Annotated in this window: 15 protein-coding genes; 4 read left to right on the forward strand and 11 right to left on the reverse strand. The window is 54.8% G+C overall.

Annotated elements, in window-relative coordinates; all coding sequences use genetic code 11:
- Positions 1-7: 7 nt before the first annotated feature.
- Genes glgC through glgB form a run of 3 tightly spaced genes read right to left on the reverse strand, consistent with a single transcriptional unit; the run spans position 8 to position 5478 of the window.
- Positions 8-1297 (reverse strand): glucose-1-phosphate adenylyltransferase, encoded by a 1290-nt coding sequence (gene glgC, locus EHV07_RS24710; protein WP_174822371.1) that lies wholly within the window; start codon positions 1295-1297, stop codon positions 8-10.
- A 12-nt stretch (positions 1298-1309) separates the two neighbouring features.
- On the reverse strand, positions 1310-3295 hold the full coding sequence (gene glgX / locus EHV07_RS24715; RefSeq protein ID WP_174822372.1) for a glycogen debranching protein GlgX: 1986 nt from the start codon (positions 3293-3295) through the stop codon (positions 1310-1312).
- On the reverse strand, positions 3292-5478 hold the full coding sequence (gene glgB / locus EHV07_RS21630) for a 1,4-alpha-glucan branching enzyme (protein WP_147200157.1): 2187 nt from the start codon (positions 5476-5478) through the stop codon (positions 3292-3294). Before glgB ends, glgX begins: the two co-directional genes overlap by 4 nt.
- 105 nt (positions 5479-5583) lie before the next feature.
- On the opposite strand from glgB, the gene EHV07_RS21635 reads away from it, so the two are divergent.
- Positions 5584-5793 carry a hypothetical protein gene (locus tag EHV07_RS21635; protein ID WP_147200158.1) on the forward strand — a complete coding sequence of 70 codons (210 nt, stop codon included), beginning with the start codon at positions 5584-5586 and terminating at the stop codon, positions 5791-5793.
- A 195-nt stretch (positions 5794-5988) separates the two neighbouring features.
- Here the strand turns inward: EHV07_RS21635 and asd are convergent, their stop codons facing one another.
- Positions 5989-7098, reverse strand: a complete 1110-nt coding sequence (gene asd, locus EHV07_RS21640) for an aspartate-semialdehyde dehydrogenase (protein WP_147200159.1) — start codon at positions 7096-7098, stop codon at positions 5989-5991.
- 281 nt (positions 7099-7379) lie between these two features.
- Here asd and EHV07_RS21645 point away from each other — a divergent pair, with 281 nt between their 5' ends.
- The gene (locus tag EHV07_RS21645) at positions 7380-7973 is read left to right on the forward strand and encodes a YhgN family NAAT transporter (RefSeq protein WP_147200160.1); all 594 of its coding nucleotides are present in this window, start codon (positions 7380-7382) and stop codon (positions 7971-7973) included.
- A 67-nt stretch (positions 7974-8040) separates the two neighbouring features.
- Here EHV07_RS21645 and gntU read toward each other — a convergent pair whose 3' ends face one another.
- The 4 genes from gntU to EHV07_RS21665 form a co-directional block, all read right to left on the reverse strand.
- Positions 8041-9381: a gluconate transporter gene (gene gntU / locus EHV07_RS21650; RefSeq protein ID WP_147200161.1), complete on the reverse strand. Its 1341-nt coding sequence runs from the start codon at positions 9379-9381 to the stop codon at positions 8041-8043.
- A 9-nt stretch (positions 9382-9390) separates the two neighbouring features.
- The gene (gntK, locus tag EHV07_RS21655; RefSeq protein WP_147200162.1) at positions 9391-9924 is read right to left on the reverse strand and encodes a gluconokinase; all 534 of its coding nucleotides are present in this window, start codon (positions 9922-9924) and stop codon (positions 9391-9393) included.
- Between the two features lie 241 nt (positions 9925-10165).
- Positions 10166-11161, reverse strand: coding sequence for a gluconate operon transcriptional repressor GntR (gene gntR / locus EHV07_RS21660; protein WP_147200163.1), 996 nt, complete (start codon positions 11159-11161; stop codon positions 10166-10168).
- A 91-nt stretch (positions 11162-11252) separates the two neighbouring features.
- Positions 11253-11948: a pirin family protein gene (locus tag EHV07_RS21665; protein ID WP_147200164.1), complete on the reverse strand. Its 696-nt coding sequence runs from the start codon at positions 11946-11948 to the stop codon at positions 11253-11255.
- A 342-nt stretch (positions 11949-12290) separates the two neighbouring features.
- On the opposite strand from EHV07_RS21665, the gene EHV07_RS21670 reads away from it, so the two are divergent.
- A complete protein-coding gene (locus EHV07_RS21670; RefSeq protein ID WP_147200165.1) occupies positions 12291-12851 on the forward strand; it encodes a GNAT family N-acetyltransferase in 561 nt (186 codons plus the stop codon).
- A gap of 83 nt (positions 12852-12934) precedes the next feature.
- On the opposite strand, the gene ggt is transcribed toward EHV07_RS21670, so the two are convergent.
- A complete protein-coding gene (gene ggt / locus EHV07_RS21675; protein ID WP_147200166.1) occupies positions 12935-14641 on the reverse strand; it encodes a gamma-glutamyltransferase in 1707 nt (568 codons plus the stop codon).
- Positions 14642-14841: 200 nt separating this feature from the next.
- Here ggt and EHV07_RS21680 point away from each other — a divergent pair, with 200 nt between their 5' ends.
- Positions 14842-15132 carry a DUF2756 domain-containing protein gene (locus EHV07_RS21680; protein ID WP_147200167.1) on the forward strand — a complete coding sequence of 97 codons (291 nt, stop codon included), beginning with the start codon at positions 14842-14844 and terminating at the stop codon, positions 15130-15132.
- Between the two features lie 55 nt (positions 15133-15187).
- Here EHV07_RS21680 and ugpQ read toward each other — a convergent pair whose 3' ends face one another.
- Together ugpQ and EHV07_RS21690 are read right to left on the reverse strand one after the other, a co-directional pair.
- A complete protein-coding gene (ugpQ, locus tag EHV07_RS21685; RefSeq protein ID WP_147200168.1) occupies positions 15188-15931 on the reverse strand; it encodes a glycerophosphodiester phosphodiesterase in 744 nt (247 codons plus the stop codon).
- Positions 15928-16998: a sn-glycerol-3-phosphate import ATP-binding protein UgpC gene (locus tag EHV07_RS21690; RefSeq protein ID WP_147200169.1), complete on the reverse strand. Its 1071-nt coding sequence runs from the start codon at positions 16996-16998 to the stop codon at positions 15928-15930. The genes ugpQ and EHV07_RS21690 overlap by 4 nt, the downstream gene beginning before the upstream one ends.
- Position 16999: the final 1 nt, after the last annotated feature.

Here is a 16999-nt window from a genome sequence, read left to right on the forward strand (position 1 = left end):
TTTACGGCTAACTGCGCCATCCCAGCTTTGCCAGCATGGAACGAGTTACCAATACAATCCCTTCTTCCGAACGGTAGAAACGGCGCGCATCGTCATCCGGGTTCTCCCCGATTACCGTCCCTTCCGGCAGTTCGCACGCACGATCAATAACGCAGCGGCGCAGACGACAGGAGCGTCCTACCACCACGTCCGGCGACAACACAGAGGATTCGATATTGCAGAAAGAGTTGATTCGTACGCGAGAAAACAGCACCGAGTTCACCACCACTGAACCGGAAATAATGCAGCCTCCCGATACCAGTGAATTCATGGTCATACCGTGACTGCCCGAACGATCCTGCACAAATTTTGCCGGCGGCAGCGGCTCCATATGCGTACGGATGGGCCATTCACGGTCATACATATCCAGTTCTGGCGTCACGGAAGCCAAATCGAGATTCGCCTTCCAGTACGCCTCAAGCGTTCCCACATCGCGCCAGTAAGGCGGCGCGTCAGGATTGCTTTGCACGCAGGAAACGCTGAAGGAGTGCGCCAGCGCTTCACCCGTCGCGACAATTTTTGGCAAAATGTCTTTGCCAAAATCGTGATTCGATTCAGGAATTTTCAGGTCATCTTCCAGCAGCTGATAGAGATATTCCGCATCAAATGCGTAGATCCCCATGCTGGCCAGCGCCTGCGTCTCGTCGCCGGGCATATGCGGCGGATCGGCAGGTTTTTCAAGGAAATCAACGACCTTATTGTCATCATTCACCGCCATCACGCCAAACGCGCTGGCTTCTTCAATCGGCACCGGCAAACAGGCGATCGTGCATTTCGCCCCGTTCTCAACGTGCTCCAACAGCATGCGTGAGTAATCCATTTTGTAGATATGGTCACCGGCAAGGATCACGATATATTGCGCCTGGTAGCGGCGAATGATGTCGAGGTTCTGCGTCACGGCATCAGCCGTTCCGCGATACCAGTGTTCCGTCGCCTGCCGTTGCTGCGCAGGTAGCAGGTCGACAAACTCGTTCATTTCCTCATTGAGGAACGACCAGCCGCGCTGGATATGCTGCACCAGCGTATGCGACTGATACTGAGTGATCACAGCGATCCGTCGGATCCCGGAGTTCAGACAATTCGACAGAGCAAAATCGATAATGCGAAATTTCCCGCCAAAGTGGACGGCAGGCTTGGCACGTTTCGCGGTAAGATCCTTCAGCCGCGTACCGCGTCCACCCGCCAGGATGAGGGCTACAGTTTGTGCCGGCAGTTGCCTCGCCAGCATCATGGGATCGTTCTTATCTAAGTAGGCCATGTCTGACTCCTGTTATGATTGCTCTTGGAACACGCACACGCCGTGGGCTGGTCCATGCCAGACAGTTAACAAAATCGGGTTATCATCCCCGGCAAAAGGAGGAATGGCATGCCATTTCCCCGGTGGTAGCTTGATCTCACACACTTCTTCGGTGGCGTTAAGCGTAATCAGCCAGTGCTGCGATAAACGGATTTGCATACGATGCTCACCGTGTCGCCACTCTCTGGCGGTCATCAGTTGTCCGTCCGGGCCAAGCCATTCCACGTTGCCATCGCCCACTTCCCACCAGCGATCCAGTCCCAGGGCCGGAATACGTTTTCGCAGGTGGATAAGTGCGGCGGTAAAAGCGAACAGCCCGCTGTTGTTTTTTTCCCAGTCGAGCCAGGTCAGTTCGTTGTCCTGACAGTAGGCATTGTTGTTGCCGTGCTGGCTGTGGCCATGTTCATCACCTGCCAGCAACATCGGCGTGCCCTGCGACAGCAGCAGCGTAGTCAGTAACGCGTGAACGCTACGCAGGCGCAGCTCCGCAATCAGCAGCGGCGCGTTTAAGCCTTCCACGCCATGGTTATGGCTGAAATTGCTGTTATGACCGTCGCGATTGTCTTCGCCGTTGGCTTCGTTATGTTTTTTGTTAAAGCACACCACGTCGGTCAGGGTAAAACCGTCATGGGCAGTGATCAGGTTGATGGTGGCCGACGGCCGTCGTTCGCCGCGCTGGAAAATATCGCTGGACCCGGCAAAACGTTTGGCAAAATGCCCGTTGGAAATGTCGCCGTGCAGCCAGTAGCGGCGCATAGCGTCACGATACTGGTCGTTCCATTCGGCAAACGGCTCGGGGAAATTTCCCACCTGGTAGCCATCTGGCCCAATATCCCAGGGTTCGGCAATCATCTTGCACTGTGAAAGCAGAGGATCGGCCGCGAGCAGCTCAAAGAACGTCGCGTGCGGATAGTATTCCGGCGTACGACCCAGCACGGTTGCAAGATCGAAGCGAAAACCATCCACATGACAGACTTCAACCCAGTAGCGCAGGCATTCCAGCGTCCAGTTAAGTACGTTGGGATGGCTGATGTTCAGGGTGTTACCGCAGCCGGTCCAGTTCTCATACTTGCCTTTTTCATCCAGCCAGTAGAAGCTTTTGTTGTCTACGCCGCGTTTGCACAGGGTTGGGCCACATTCATCCAGCTCGGCGGTATGGTTAAATACCACGTCCAGAATCACTTCGATGCCCGCCTCGTGCAGCGCTTTAACCGCCTGCTGAAATTCGTCACGTGGATGCAGGCCGTGCATGCCGGAAGCGTAGCGCCCGTCCAGCGCATAGGTGGCCAGCGGGTTATACCCCCAGTAATTCTTCAACCCCAACCGTAACAGGCGTGGCTCATGCGCAAAATACGCCACCGGCAACAGTTCGAGGCTGGTGATGCCTAACCGTTTGAAATAGCTAATCATCACCGGATGACCCAGCGCCGCATAGGTGCCCTGAATCTCTGGCGGGATCCCCGGATGACGTTTAGTCAGGCCACGAACGTGGGCTTCGTAGATAACCGTTGAGCCCCACGGTACACGCGGCGGCTTATCATCTTCCCAGTCAAAATCATCGGCCAGCACCACGCTTTTCGGCGCGATCTCAGCGCTGTCGGTCGTGTCCATAATCTTTTCACCGCACTGGAAGCGCCGATCGTCCGTGACTTCGCCCTGTACTTCTCGCGCGCAGGGATCGACCAGCAGCTTGTAGGGATTGAAGCGATGCCCCGCTTCAGGCTGCCAGGGACCATGGACACGATAGCCGTAGCGCTGCCCGGGTTTAATCGCCGGCAGATAGCCATGCCAGATATCTTCGGTGCGGCCCGGTAACGTCATCCGCGTCTCGCGACCATACTCGTCAAACAGGCATAGCTCTACCCGCTCCGCATGCTGGGAAAACAGCGTAAAGTTTACGCCTTTGCCGTCGTACGACGCCCCGGATGGGGTCGGTTGTCCGGGCTGCATAAGGCTCATGACGCCTCCCTCACCAGCCAGACCGTCGCCAGCGGTGGCAGAGTCATGCTGACGGAGTGTTCACGATTATGGCTGGGCAGCGCTTCACTTTTGATTTCGCCCAGATTACCCAGATTGCTGCCGTGATAATGGGCAGAATCGGTATTCAGCACTTCGCGCCAGCTGCCCGGCTGCGTCACGCCAAAGCGATAATGATGGCGAGGTACCGGCGTAAAGTTACTGGCCACGATCAGCTCATTGCCTTCCCGATCGCGCCGCACAAAGACGAATACGGAGTTTTCATAGTCATCAACGACCAGCCATTCAAAGCCCATCGGATCAAAATCCAGCTGATACAGCGGCGGCTGGTCACGGTAGGTATGGTTCAGGTCGCGCACCAGACGCTGTACGCCGTTATGCCAGTTGTCTTCGCCTTCCAGCAGATGCCAGTCGAGACTGATATCGTGGTTCCACTCTTTGCCCTGGGCAAATTCATTGCCCATAAACAGCAGTTTTTTACCGGGAAAACCGAACAGCCAGCCGTAATAGGCGCGCACATTGGCAAACTTCTGCCAGGCATCGCCAGGCATACGATCCAGAATTGAGCGCTTGCCGTGTACCACTTCATCGTGCGACAACGGCAGCACAAAATTCTCGGTCGAGTTGTAGAGCATGCCGAAGGTCAGGTTATGGTGATGATGCTTACGGTGTACCGGATCCAGCTTCATATAATCCAGCGTGTCGTGCATCCAGCCCAGGTTCCATTTAAACCAGAACCCCAGGCCGCCGGTCTCTGAAGGACGTGATACGCCCGGGAAGTCGGTGGACTCCTCTGCAACCGTGATGGTGCCGGGCGCGGCATTGCCCAGCGTGCGGTTGGTATAGCGCAGGAACGCAATGGCTTCGAGATTTTCCCGACCGCCGAAATGGTTAGGTATCCATTCCCCTGCTTTGCGGCTGTAATCGCGATAGATCATCGACGCCACGGCATCGACGCGCAGGCCGTCGATGCCGAAGCGCTCTATCCAGTACAGCGCATTGCCTGTCAGGTAGTTACTGACTTCACGACGGCCAAAATTATAAATCAGCGTGTTCCAATCCTGATGAAAGCCTTCGCGCGGGTCGCCATGTTCGTAAAGCTCGGTTCCGTCAAATTTTGCCAGGCCAAAGTCATCGGCCGGGAAATGGCCAGGCACCCAGTCGAGCAGCACGTTCAGGCCAGCCTGATGGGCGACAGCGATAAAGTTGCGGAACTCATCACGCGTACCGAAGCGGCGCGTCGGCGCATACATACCCGTGGGCTGATAGCCCCAGCTGCCGTCAAACGGATGCTCGTTAATCGGCATCAGTTCGAGGTGGGTAAAGCCCATCTCTTTCGCATAGGGCACCAGCTGCTCGGCCAGCTCTTTATAGCTTAACCAATAGTTGTTATCGGTATGACGTCGCCAGGAACCGAGGTGTACCTCGTAAATGGAAATCGGGGCGTCAAAATCGTTGGCCCGCTGACGCGCTTCTGACATCGTCGTTTTGGGCGGGATGCCGCAAATCATTGAGGCGCTGTCCGGTCGCATTTGCGCTTCAAAAGCGTAAGGGTCGGACTTCAGCCGCAGCAGGCCGTTGGCGTCAATAATTTCATATTTATACAGCTGCCCCGTTACCGCGCCGGGCACAAACAGCTCCCATACGCCGCTTTCCTGGCGCAGACGCATTGGATGGCGGCGGCCATCCCAAAAGTTGAAATCCCCTACGACCGACACACGGCGTGCATTCGGTGCCCACACCGAAAAGCGGGTGCCGATAACGCCATCGATCACTTCGGCGTGCGCCCCCATTGATTCGTAAGGGCGTAAGTGGGTGCCTTCGGCCAGCAGCCAGCTATCCAGTTCGGCCAGCAGCGGACCAAAACGATAGGCGTCGTCAATGAGGTTTTGCTGTCCATGCCAGGTTACGGCTAACTGATAGCGAAAGGGATTCTTCCTGCGCGGAATAATGCCATGGAAAAAACCCCTTGAATCAAAGCATTCCAGTTGAGCACATTTTCGTCCGGTATTGGTTTCAATCACCCAAACTTCTGTGGCATCTGGTAACAGCGCTCGCACTTCAAGACCGTTTTCAGTCTGGTGCATACCAAGGAGCGCAAAAGGGTCTGCATAATGACCGGAAATTAACGCATTAATAAGCCGACGATCCGTAAGCTCAGGCATGTCTCTCTTCCCGTGATAAATGGCAGACGATTCGCTCGATATTGCGATCGAGGAATGCACTGCTCTTCATTGAGCCAAAAACACGCTGACGGGTGGAGCAATCCTGTGCGAAAGAACCGCCGCAGCGTGCGACAACTTCAGTTGGATACTCAAACGCTTTCGATCGGGATTGGAGCCGAATTCCGGGATCCTGCTGATCAGGCGATATGGGTAAGCATAGCTAAGCCGCAAGTAAAGCCAGCACGGAATGAAGAAAAATATGGTTTTCAGATCAAACTTTCATGGTTTAGTGGTCAAATTATTGAACAACATTAGGGAATAACAGAATATTTCAGCAAGAGTTCAGCCCCGGCGGTAAGCGGACAAGCTCTCTGTTGGAGGCGATAAGGCAAGGTAAAAAAGGAAGAGAAACGATCTGTTTCTTACAAAATAAAGGAAATCGATGCTGTGGATTGACGGGCTACAGCTTCACCGCCCCTGCCTGAGCAGAAGCGGTGTAAAGCTAAAACATTAATCTACCAGCAGACGCAGCATACGGCGCAGCGGTTCGGCAGCGCCCCACAGCAGCTGGTCGCCGACGGTGAAGGCAGAAAGATACTCTGGCCCCATATTCAGCTTACGCAGGCGCCCTACCGGCGTTTTCAGCGTACCGGTTACTGCCGCAGGCGTCAGCTCACGCATCGTCAGTTCGCGGTCGTTCGGCACAACGTTGACCCACTCATTGTGTGAAGCCAGCAGCTGTTCGATTTCGTTTAGCGGCACGTCTTTTTTCAGTTTCAGCGTAAAGGCCTGGCTATGGCAGCGCAGCGCACCCACGCGCACGCACAAACCATCAACCGGGATGGTGTTAGCCGTTTGCAGAATCTTGTTGGTTTCCGCCTGGCCTTTCCACTCTTCACGGCTCTGGCCGTTTTCCAGCTGCTTATCGATCCAGGGGATCAGACTGCCCGCCAGCGGTACGCCGAAGTTGTCCGTCGGCAGTACGCCGCTACGGCTCATTTCAGTGACCTTACGTTCAATGTCCAGGATGGCTGAAGCCGGGTTTTGCAGCTCTTTTGCCACGCCATCGTGCAGCATGCCCATTTGTGCCAGCAGCTCACGCATATGGCGAGCACCGCCGCCGGAAGCCGCCTGATAGGTGGCAACGGAAGCCCATTCAACCAGATCGTGAGCAAACAGGCCGCCCAGCGACATCAGCATCAGGCTGACGGTACAGTTCCCGCCAACAAACGTATTAATGCCTTTATTCAGCCCCTGGTGGATGACGTGGTGGTTAACCGGATCGAGGATGATCAGCGCGTCATCCTGCATACGCAGCGTTGATGCCGCATCGATCCAGTAGCCCTTCCAGCCTGCCGCACGCAGTTTAGGGTAGATATCGGAGGTATAATCGCCGCCCTGGCAGGTGATAATGATATCAAGAGCTTTCAGGGCGTCGATATTATAAGCATCCTGCAACACGCCGGAAGCCTGCCCGCCAAACGCCGGAGCGGCCTGCCCGTGCTGAGAGGTAGAGAAAAACACCGGGCGGATTACGTCAAAATCACGCTCTTCCACCATGCGCTGCATCAGCACAGAACCGACCATGCCACGCCAACCAATTAAGCCTACTGATTTCATGTTTCACCTGCTCCAGGGTACTTTGCCTTGCCATCGTGTTTTTCTGCCAGCGCTCGCCGCTTTTACCTGTTTCAACCAGGCTACAATGGCGGCATGCCAGGGAAAGCGAAACGGCGGGCAGTTATGCCTGGCCTGTTAAAATAAAAGTGATAAGAATTAGATCTGATGAACACCTTACAAAATGCTGCAAAAGTGGCAAGTGAATTAAATCGATTGCCGCCCCTTTTTTAGCAGTGCTGCTTATAACCGACAGTTAATCGCACAACCAGGGAAGCCTGACCATGACTGAAATGATCTCGGCCACAGTATTATTGTTGTTAATTATGGATCCACTGGGCAATCTGCCGATTTTTATGTCGGTTTTGAAGCATCTGGAGCCGAAACGTCGCCGGGTGGTGCTGATCCGCGAAATGCTGATTGCGCTGGTGATCATGCTGCTTTTTCTGTTCGCGGGCGAAAAAATTCTTGCCTTCCTCAACCTGCGTACTGAAACCGTCTCGATTTCCGGTGGGATCATCCTGTTCCTGATCGCGATAAAAATGATTTTTCCGTCACAGGAGAGCAGCAGCAGCGGACTACCCGCCGGAGAAGAACCGTTTCTGGTGCCGTTAGCCATTCCGCTGGTCGCCGGTCCTTCACTGCTGGCCACCTTAATGCTGCTGTCGCATCAGTATCCCGATCAACTTACCCATCTGGTGGGCGCATTGCTGATTGCCTGGGGCGCAACGGTGACCATCCTGCTGCTTTCCGGTCTGTTTCTGCGGCTGCTGGGTGAGAAAGGCGTCAACGCGCTGGAGCGGCTGATGGGGTTGATTTTGATTATGCTGGCGACCCAGATGTTCCTTGATGGGATCCGGGCTTATTTGAAGTTTTAAGTTGTCAGTAAAGAAGATTAAAAGAGAAAAACGGGCAGAGGTCATCTGCCCGTCAGGCTCAAACGCATTAAGACAGCAGCTCAAACGCTACCATGCCGACAAGTGCACCGGTGGTGCCGAGAATGGTCTCCATCATCGTCCAGGTTTTCAGCGTTTGCCCTTCCGTTGCGCCGGTAAAACGGCCAAACAGCCAGAAGCCCGCATCGTTAACATGACTGAAGATAATCGAGCCGCCCGCGATACAGATAGATAACGCGGCCATCTGCGCGCCTGAATAATGCAGCGGTTCAATAACCGGCATAATCAGGCCAACCGCGGTCAGACAGGCAACCGTGGCCGAACCCTGAATGATGCGCACGGCACCGGCCAGGATAAAGCACGCCAGCGCCACCGGCAGGCCCGCGCCCGTCAGCGCATGACCCAACGCCGGACCCACGCCAGAATCCACCAGCACCTGCTTAAAGACCCCGCCCGCACCGATAACCAGCAGGATAATACCCGCAGGCTGCAATGCGCTGCCGCAAATCTGCATTACGCGCTCTTTATTCATTCCCTGACGGTAGGCCAGACCATAGATAGCCACCAGACAGGCCAGCAGGATGGCAATAAACGGATGGCCAATAAACTCCAGCCACTCGTACAGCGTTGTGCCTTCAGTAGCAAAGCGCGCACCGATGGTTTTCAGCCCAACCAGCACCAGCGGGAAGAGGATCAGCGACAGACTGAAGCCAAAAGACGGCAGTTTGCTCTCCTCAAACTCAGGATGATTGGTTTCTGTCGGCAGGGTAAATTCGACATGGCGGCTGATAAAGTTACCGAACAGCGGACCGGCAATCAGCATGCTTGGGATCGCCGCGCACAGGCCGAGAACGATCATCCAGCCAAAATCGACATGCATCTGCGAAGCCAGCAGCATCGGCGCAGGTCCCGGCAGCAGGAAAGCCGCCGCGGCCGCGACGCCTGCAAACAGGGGGATCACCAGCTTCACCAGATTGTCGCCAGTACGGCGTGCCACGGCAAAAGCAATGCTGATCAGCAGAACCACGGCCACTTCAAAAAACAGCGGCAGTGCGCAGATTAAACCGGCGATGCCCATGGCGTAATGCGCCCGGCTTTCACCAAAAGTTCTCAACATCTTGATGGCAATCTGATCGACCGCACCGGTCTCATGCAGGATTTTGCCGAACATGGCGCCAAGCGCGACCACCACGGCTAAAAACCCCAGCGTACCGCCCATGCCTTTCTGCATGGTGTCAGCAATTTTATCGAGCGGCATGCCGGAGAAAATACCGGCGCCGACAGAAACCAGCATCAGCGCCAGAAAGGCATGCATACGTGCTTTCATAACAAGGAACAGCAGCAGTAATACGGATCCTGCTGCGGTTAATACCAGTGTTGCAGTAGCCATACACCCAACTTATTTTTTTATCGCACCTTCGATGGTGGCGATGGTGGCAGCCACAACCTCATCCAGCGTCTGATTAATATCCACGACTAACACATCGTCCTCGTCACTACCCGGTTCCTGTAACGTTTCGAACTGCGTCACCAACATCTGCGGCTTGAAGAAGTGCCCTTTGCGCGCGCGCAGACGAGACTCGATAGTGTCGAAATCACCCTTCAGGTAAACAAATGACAGGTTATCGTTGCCCTCGCGCAGAATGTCGCGATAGCTCTGCTTCAGCGAGGAGCAGACGATCAGCGAAACCTGGTTGGTTCGCTGCATGGCAAAAGCGGCATCGTTAATCGCTTTCAGCCAGGGTTTACGATCGTCGTCGTTCAGCGGGTGGCCTTCCGCCATTTTGTTGATATTGGCTCGCGGGTGGAGGAAATCGCCATCCAGGAAAGCGGCTTTTAAGTGATAAGCTACCGCATTAGCAACGGCGGATTTGCCGCTGCCGGATACGCCCATCAGCACGAAAACGTGGTTGGACGGAAGAGATGTAGTCATGATATTCACTCCGGCGGAAGAGGCTTTGATTGTGCCCGTTTCATTGTTAGCGTTACGTTGTTATCGGTAACATTGTCTGGACGCCCATGGAGTATGGCAACAGCTGGCGAGGAAAAAGCTGGTAAATGTGAAGTGGTTCATAAAAATGACAGATTCAGAGTGCGAGTGGCACAAAGGGTCAAATTAGCCGCGTTGTGCGTTATCTCTGAACCCGTCATGCGAGCTCGCTAACGCTAAAAATTCAGATGCTCCCGCCTTCGGAAATCGTAAACCCAACGTCGATCTGCTGCGATCCCGTCTGTTCTCCGCGAATCCTCGCCAACAAAAGCGTGGCGGAAACCTGCCCCATTTTTTCACGCGGCGTCAAGACCGTTGCCAGCGCCGGCGTCACAACCTGCGTAATATCATGACCGTGGAAACCAGCAATCGCGATGTCATCCGGCACCCGCAGTCCCCGACGCTGACACTCAAACATCGCGCCGATGGCAAGGTCATCGTTGGTACAGAACAGGCTGTCGGTGTCGGGATAGCGCTCAAGCGCTAATTGCAGCAGCGTGCCACCCATTGAAAATGACGAGGCTTCTTCCATCATAATGCTGCGTGGTTGCAGGTTCGCTTCACGCATCGCCTGCTCGTAACCCTGATGCTTCAACAGAGTACGCTCATCAAGGCGTGCGCCAAGATAGACCGTCCGCCGATGGCCTTTTTTCAAAATGGCATGGGTCATCTGACGTGCGGCTTCGACGTTATTAAAGCCGACGGCGAGATCCAGACAAGGAGAAACGCAGTCCATCATTTCCAGCACCGGGATACCTGCGGTTTCAATCATGCGCAGGCTGGCAGGCGTATGGGTCCGTTCGGTCAGGATCAGGCCATCAATGTTCCAGCCCAGCAGCGAACGCATCTGCAACTCTTCTTTTTCGGCGCTGTAGCCAAAATGGCCCAGCATGGTTTGATAGCCCGCCGCATCGGTAACGGCTTCGATACCTCGCAGCACATCGGCAAAAACCTGATTGGTCAGTGAGGGCAGCAGCACGCCAATAGCGCGACTGGTCGCATTCGATAAAATATCGGGAGCACGATTGGGAATGTAACCCAGCTCATCCAGCGCGTCAGCGATACGGCTCTGTAGGGCTACAGAGACCTGATCGGGGTTGCGCAGATAGCGGCTGACGGTCATTTTGGTTATGCCCACACGATCGGCAACATCCTGTAAAACCGGCCTTTTCTTCTTCATCGTTTGACAGTGTCATGAGGGGAGATGGGAAGAGTGTAACAAAAATGACGCCTAAACGGTGAAGGGTGCGGAAAACCGCACCCGAAGTCACTTAAACCGGCGGCAGATCAAACAGCAGAATTTCGCTGTCGCTGGCAGCAGTAATATCCAGCTTTGCCTCATCCCAGATGGCAAAAGCATCGCTGGTGCCAGCCTGCTCACCGTTGACAGTCACGTCGCCTTTCACGACCTGAATCCAGATCCGACGGCCTGCGTCCACGTCAACTGCACCCTGCTCGCCCGGTTTCAGCGCCCAGCGAGACAGCGTCATGTCCTGATACACTTTCAGCGATCCGTCACGGGCATCGGGCGACAGCACCAGCTGGCGACCCTGAACGTCATCAAAACGACGCTGATCGTAGCGCGGCGTGATGCCATTTTTTTCTGGAATAATCCAGATCTGATACAGGTGCAGCGGCACTTCTTTACTGGCATTGTATTCCGAGTGACGCACACCGGTACCGGCGCTCATAATCTGGAATTCACCGGCCGGGATCTGCTCTTTGTTTCCCATGCTGTCCTCATGCTCCACCGTACCGGAGAGCACGTAAGTCAGAATTTCCATATCTTTATGGGGATGGGTGCCGAAGCCCTGGCCTGCATCGATCACATCTTCGTTAATCACTCGCAGCGCCGAAAAACCCATAAAGTTGGCGTCGTAGTAGTTAGCGAAGGAGAACGTATGCCAGCTGTCCAGCCAGCCGTGATTAGCATGACCGCGATCTTGTGCTTTGCGTAAGTAAATCATATTCAATCCTCCTCAACGTTTTCACATAGTCTGGACCGGTTCTGAGGGGGAAGATAGCGGAGAAAACTGTCTCCTCTGTTCAAATTATTCGACAGACAAAACGGCAGGATAGAAATCGCAGGCAAAAAAAAAGCCAGCACCCGAGCTGGCTAAAATAATACTGGAAGCAATGTGAGCAATGTCGTGCTTTTTCGTCTGGTCCGTGAAGCCCATGTCGAAAACGCATGACAATAATAATCATTATCATTCTCACTTGTAAAGTTTTTCCTGCCATTTTTTTGCTTGATTTTACAACAAAAGCCCATGATCTTAAGAAGGATTCCCATCAACAGGAGAGTAAAGATGAGTGAAATAGTGATACGTCATGCCGTCCCGGAAGATGCCGCTGCCATGCACCGGATCCTTAGCCAGCCGGAAACCTATGCCGATACGCTACAAATCCCTCATCCCTCTCTCCCGCTCCTCCAGGAACGTTTTGCTAACGTGTCTGCGGGCAGGCAGCGGCTGGTTGCCTGCATTGAAGGAGAGATGGTAGGCGAAATGTACCTGGAGGTCAGCGATCGCGCACGCCGCCGCCATACCGCCACATTTGGCCTGTGCGTAGATTGCAACTACCGCGGCCGCGGCGTTGCTTCCGCATTGATGCAGGAGATGATTAACCTTTGCGATAACTGGCTAAGCGTCGAACGCATTGAGCTAACGGTTTTTGCCGACAACGAGCGCGCAATTCGGCTCTATCAGCGTTTTGGTTTTGAAACCGAAGGCCTGGCAAAAGGGTTTGCAACACGTAACGGCAGGAAAGTTGATGCGCTGTATATGGCGCGACTGAGAGCAACGCAGATTGACAGCGTCGGAAATAATCCATTCCCTGCAGGATCGGGAGTTTGTACCAGCAGCGGCTAACGCTAAATATCAATCATAGCCTAAGGCATTCCTGATAAAAGGAATGCCTTTTAGTCACGACTTAATTTAGCGCTGTCGTCGTACTAATACCCTGCCGTCAGATCGTCAATCGAACGCGGATCTGAAGCGCCATACAGCATGCCGTCCGGGCCAATCATAATACTCTGCGTGCTGCCCATAGCTGGCAGAACCTTCACATGCTGACCTTTTGCTTCCAGCCGTTGCAACGTGTCCGGACTGAAGCCTTTCTCCACGCGAAGCTGATCCGGTAGCCACTGGTGATGGAAACGGGGTGCATTGGTCGCTTCGGCGACGTTCATCCCGAAATCAATGCTGTTAACCACCATTTGCAGCACGGTAGTAATAATTCGGCTGCCGCCGGGACTGCCCGTCACCAGCCAGGTTTTGCCATCCTTCGCCACGATGGTCGGTGACATAGAGGAAAGCGGACGCTTATAAGGCTGAACCGCATTCGCTTCGCCGCCGACCAGACCATAAATATTTGGCGTACCGGGCTTGGCGGAGAAATCGTCCATCTCGTTGTTCATCAGGATGCCGCTGTTGCCGGCCACAATACCGCTGCCAAAATAGGTGTTCAGCGTGTAGGTGACAGCCACCGCGTTGCCCTGCTTATCCACCACCGAGAAATGCGTGGTCTGGTTGCTTTCATAAGGCTCCAGCTTGCCCGGCTTAATTTCGCTGGAAGGGCGTGCTTTATTGACGTCGATCTGCTGCGCCAGCGTTTTGGCGTAGGCTTTGCTGGTCAGCGCCTGCGACGGCACCTTCACAAAATCCGGATCGCCGAGATATTCAGAACGGTCGGCATAGGCATATTTTTCCGCTTCCGCCATCACCTGCATCGCGTCCGCGCTGCCGAAACCCATTTTAGCCAGATCGAAGTTTTCCAGGATATTAAGGATTTCCACAATGTGGATCCCGCCGGAGGAGGGCGGCGGCATGGAAAAGACTTCATAGCCGCGATAGGTTCCGCTAACGGGTTTACGCTCTACGGCTTTGTAATTCGCCAGATCCGCTTTATCGATCAGACCACCGTTTGCCGCCATCTCTTTCGCAATTTGATCGGCGATTTCCCCTTTGTAAAACGCATCCGGTCCCTGTCTGGCGATTAAGCTCAGGCTGTGCGCCAGATTACGCTGTACGAGTTTTTCGCCCCGGGCATAGGGCGCGCCATCCTGCTTATAGAAAATGGCCTTGCTGTTGGGATGATTGACCAACACTTCCTTGCCGTAAACGCTCAGATCGTCGGCCAGCGCTTCGTTAACCACAATCCCTTTCTCTGCCAGTTTCTGCGCGGGAGCGATCAGCTGGCCAGGCGGCATTGTGCCGTATTCTTTGTTAGCCAGCGCAAAACCGGCCACGGTGCCGGGCACGCCGGAAGCCAAATGAGAAGTCAGCGATTTTTTGCTGTCGGCATTGCCTGCGGCATCCAGAAACATATTGCGGCTGGCTTTGGTTGGGGCCATCTCACGGAAATCGATGGCGGTAGTGCGCCCGGAAGCGGTGCGGATCATCATAAAGCCGCCGCCGCCCAGATTGCCGGCTTGCGGATGTGTCACCGCCAGCGCGTAGCCGACGGCAATCGCCGCATCGACCGCGTTACCGCCCTGCTTGAGAATGTCGACACCAACCTGAGTGGCCAGCGCATCAACGGAAGAAACCATGCCATGCTGCTCTTTTACCGGATGAAAAGTATCCGCTCCTACGCCATACGAAATCGGTGGCGCAGTGGGTGCTGCGGTGGCTCCCTGCCATAAAAGCAGCCCTGCCATCAGCGACCCTGCAAACCGCCCTATCCTGACCTGTCCAGCCATGTTCACCTCTTATTAATATTATTTACGTTTGTTTACCGCATCTAACTATGTACGAAATAAGACAAAAGGCGAGATGTTAAGCAAATTTCAGATTACTGATAAAGCCGGACAGGTGGCGCTGGCATACACTTATGTCACAGCAACATGGAGGATAATTTATGAAATGGTTACTCGTTTGTGCCGTACTGGTGCCGCTGAGCGGCATGGCAAAGATGTTGAATAATAACGATGCAAACCAGCCGGGTTATAATCCGAGCACGCAACGGATGCAGCAGCAAATGCAGACGCAACAAACCCAGCAGAAACTGCAGCTGCAACAACAGCAGCAACAGCAGAGCCAGGATTTACAGCGTAAAGTTCAGGAGCAGCGCAACAGCGCCTCAACGCGCGTATTGCAATCGCAGCCCGGCAGCAACAGCACGCCACCGGTCCAGCAAAACAATAATTAATCAAACGGCCTGCGGCGCTTCCCGGCTACCGCAGGCCGCTTTTTCGTTATCCACGTCAGCTAAAATCAGGGCCAATAATATCGATACGATCGGTACAGATCGCATCAACGCCCCACGCCAGCAGTTCCCTTGCCCGCGCCGGGCTGTTTACCGTATAAACCAGAATCCGCAACCCGGCTGCTTTCAGCTGGCTGATCCGCTGTTGATTCAATACTTTATGATTAAAATGCACCGACACGCAGCCGAGCCGATCGGTCATCTGCTGCCAGTCGTCATGCCATTCGTGCAGTAACAGGCCGCGCGGCAATTCAGGGGCGGTCTGCATCGCCGCTTCCAGCGCGATAACAGAGAACGATGACAGCAACGGCGCAGGCTGGTTTTGCCAAAGTTCCCGGGCGGCCAGCGCCACAACGCGGCCCGTTTCCGCTTCAAGCCCGGTAGTTGGCTTGATCTCAATGTTCGCCATCAGCGAATAGCCAGCACAGCGCTGGGCCACCTGTGACAGCAGCGGCAGTCGCTCACCGGCAAAATCGTTACCGAACCAGCCGCCTGCATCCAGCTGCAACAGTTTTTCCCAGGGCAGCAGACCGGCAATCCCCCAGCCATTACTGGTCCTGTCCAGCGTATCGTCGTGCAGCAGGAAAATTTCGCCATCGCTGGAGAGCTTCACGTCAAACTCAATCATTTTATGGCCCAGTTCCGCGCCGGTATCGATACCAGCAAGCGTATTTTCTGGTGCCAGTTTGCCGCCGCCGCGATGCGCGACGATGGCGGGATAAGGCCAGGCGTTATCAGTCATTCGAGCCGTTGTCCGTTATGGGTATCAAAAAAGTGTAGCGAGTCCGGGGGGAAATGCAGCCACAGCGTGCTGCCAATCGCCGGTCGTTCGACATGGGGCAGGCGCACCACCACGCCGCTATTGCCCCACTTGCCGTGAGCCAGGTTGTCCGCACCCAGCATCTCCAGCGTGTCGACCACCAGCGGCAGTGCGCCAGGCTGGGCAGAAAGCGTAATATGCTCCGGGCGGATGCCAAGCGTCAATGCTCGCCCGGCCCAGTGCGGTTTGGCCTGAGGCAATGGAAGCGTGAAGCGATCCGTCAGTGCAAGACGCGTCCCGTCACTATTTAGCTCGCCTTCCAGCAAATTCATGGCGGGCGCGCCGATAAAACTGGCAACAAAACGCGTGGCGGGCCGCTCATAAATGTCAACAGGCGTGCCTAACTGTTCCAGCATACCCTTATTCATCACCATTACGCGTTGCGCCAGCGTCATCGCTTCGACCTGGTCATGCGTCACATACAGGCTGGTGGTTTTCAGGCGGCGATGGAGCTGCTGCAATTCAAGGCGCATCTGTACGCGTAGTCGCGCATCAAGGTTGGAAAGCGGCTCGTCAAACAGAAAGACGGCGGGCTCCCGCACAATCGCGCGTCCCATTGCTACTCGCTGGCGTTGCCCACCAGAAAGCTCACGCGGGCGGCGATGCAGCAACGCTTCCAGCTCAAGGCTTTTTGCCGCTTCCTGAACCCGCTGGCGGATATGCGCTTTTCCCATACCGCGAATTTTAAGGCCATAGGCCATATTCTGCTCTACGCTCATGTGTGGATAGAGCGCGTAATTTTGAAAGACCATCGCGATGCCGCGATCTTTCGGTTCCAGATCGGTCACACGCTGGCTATCGATATAAATATCGCCGCCGCTGACCTGCTCCAGCCCGGCAACCATCCGCAACAGCGTGGATTTCCCGCAGCCCGACGGCCCGACCATCACCATAAATTCGCCATCGTGAATATCGACATCCAGTGGCGCAATGATCTGGTTTTTGCCGTCATAGGATTTACTCACCGCCTGAAATTTTACGCCTGCCATT

Origin of the sequence: Pantoea sp. CCBC3-3-1 (assembly GCF_007981265.1) — a bacterium.
Lineage (GTDB): Bacteria > Pseudomonadota > Gammaproteobacteria > Enterobacterales > Enterobacteriaceae > Erwinia.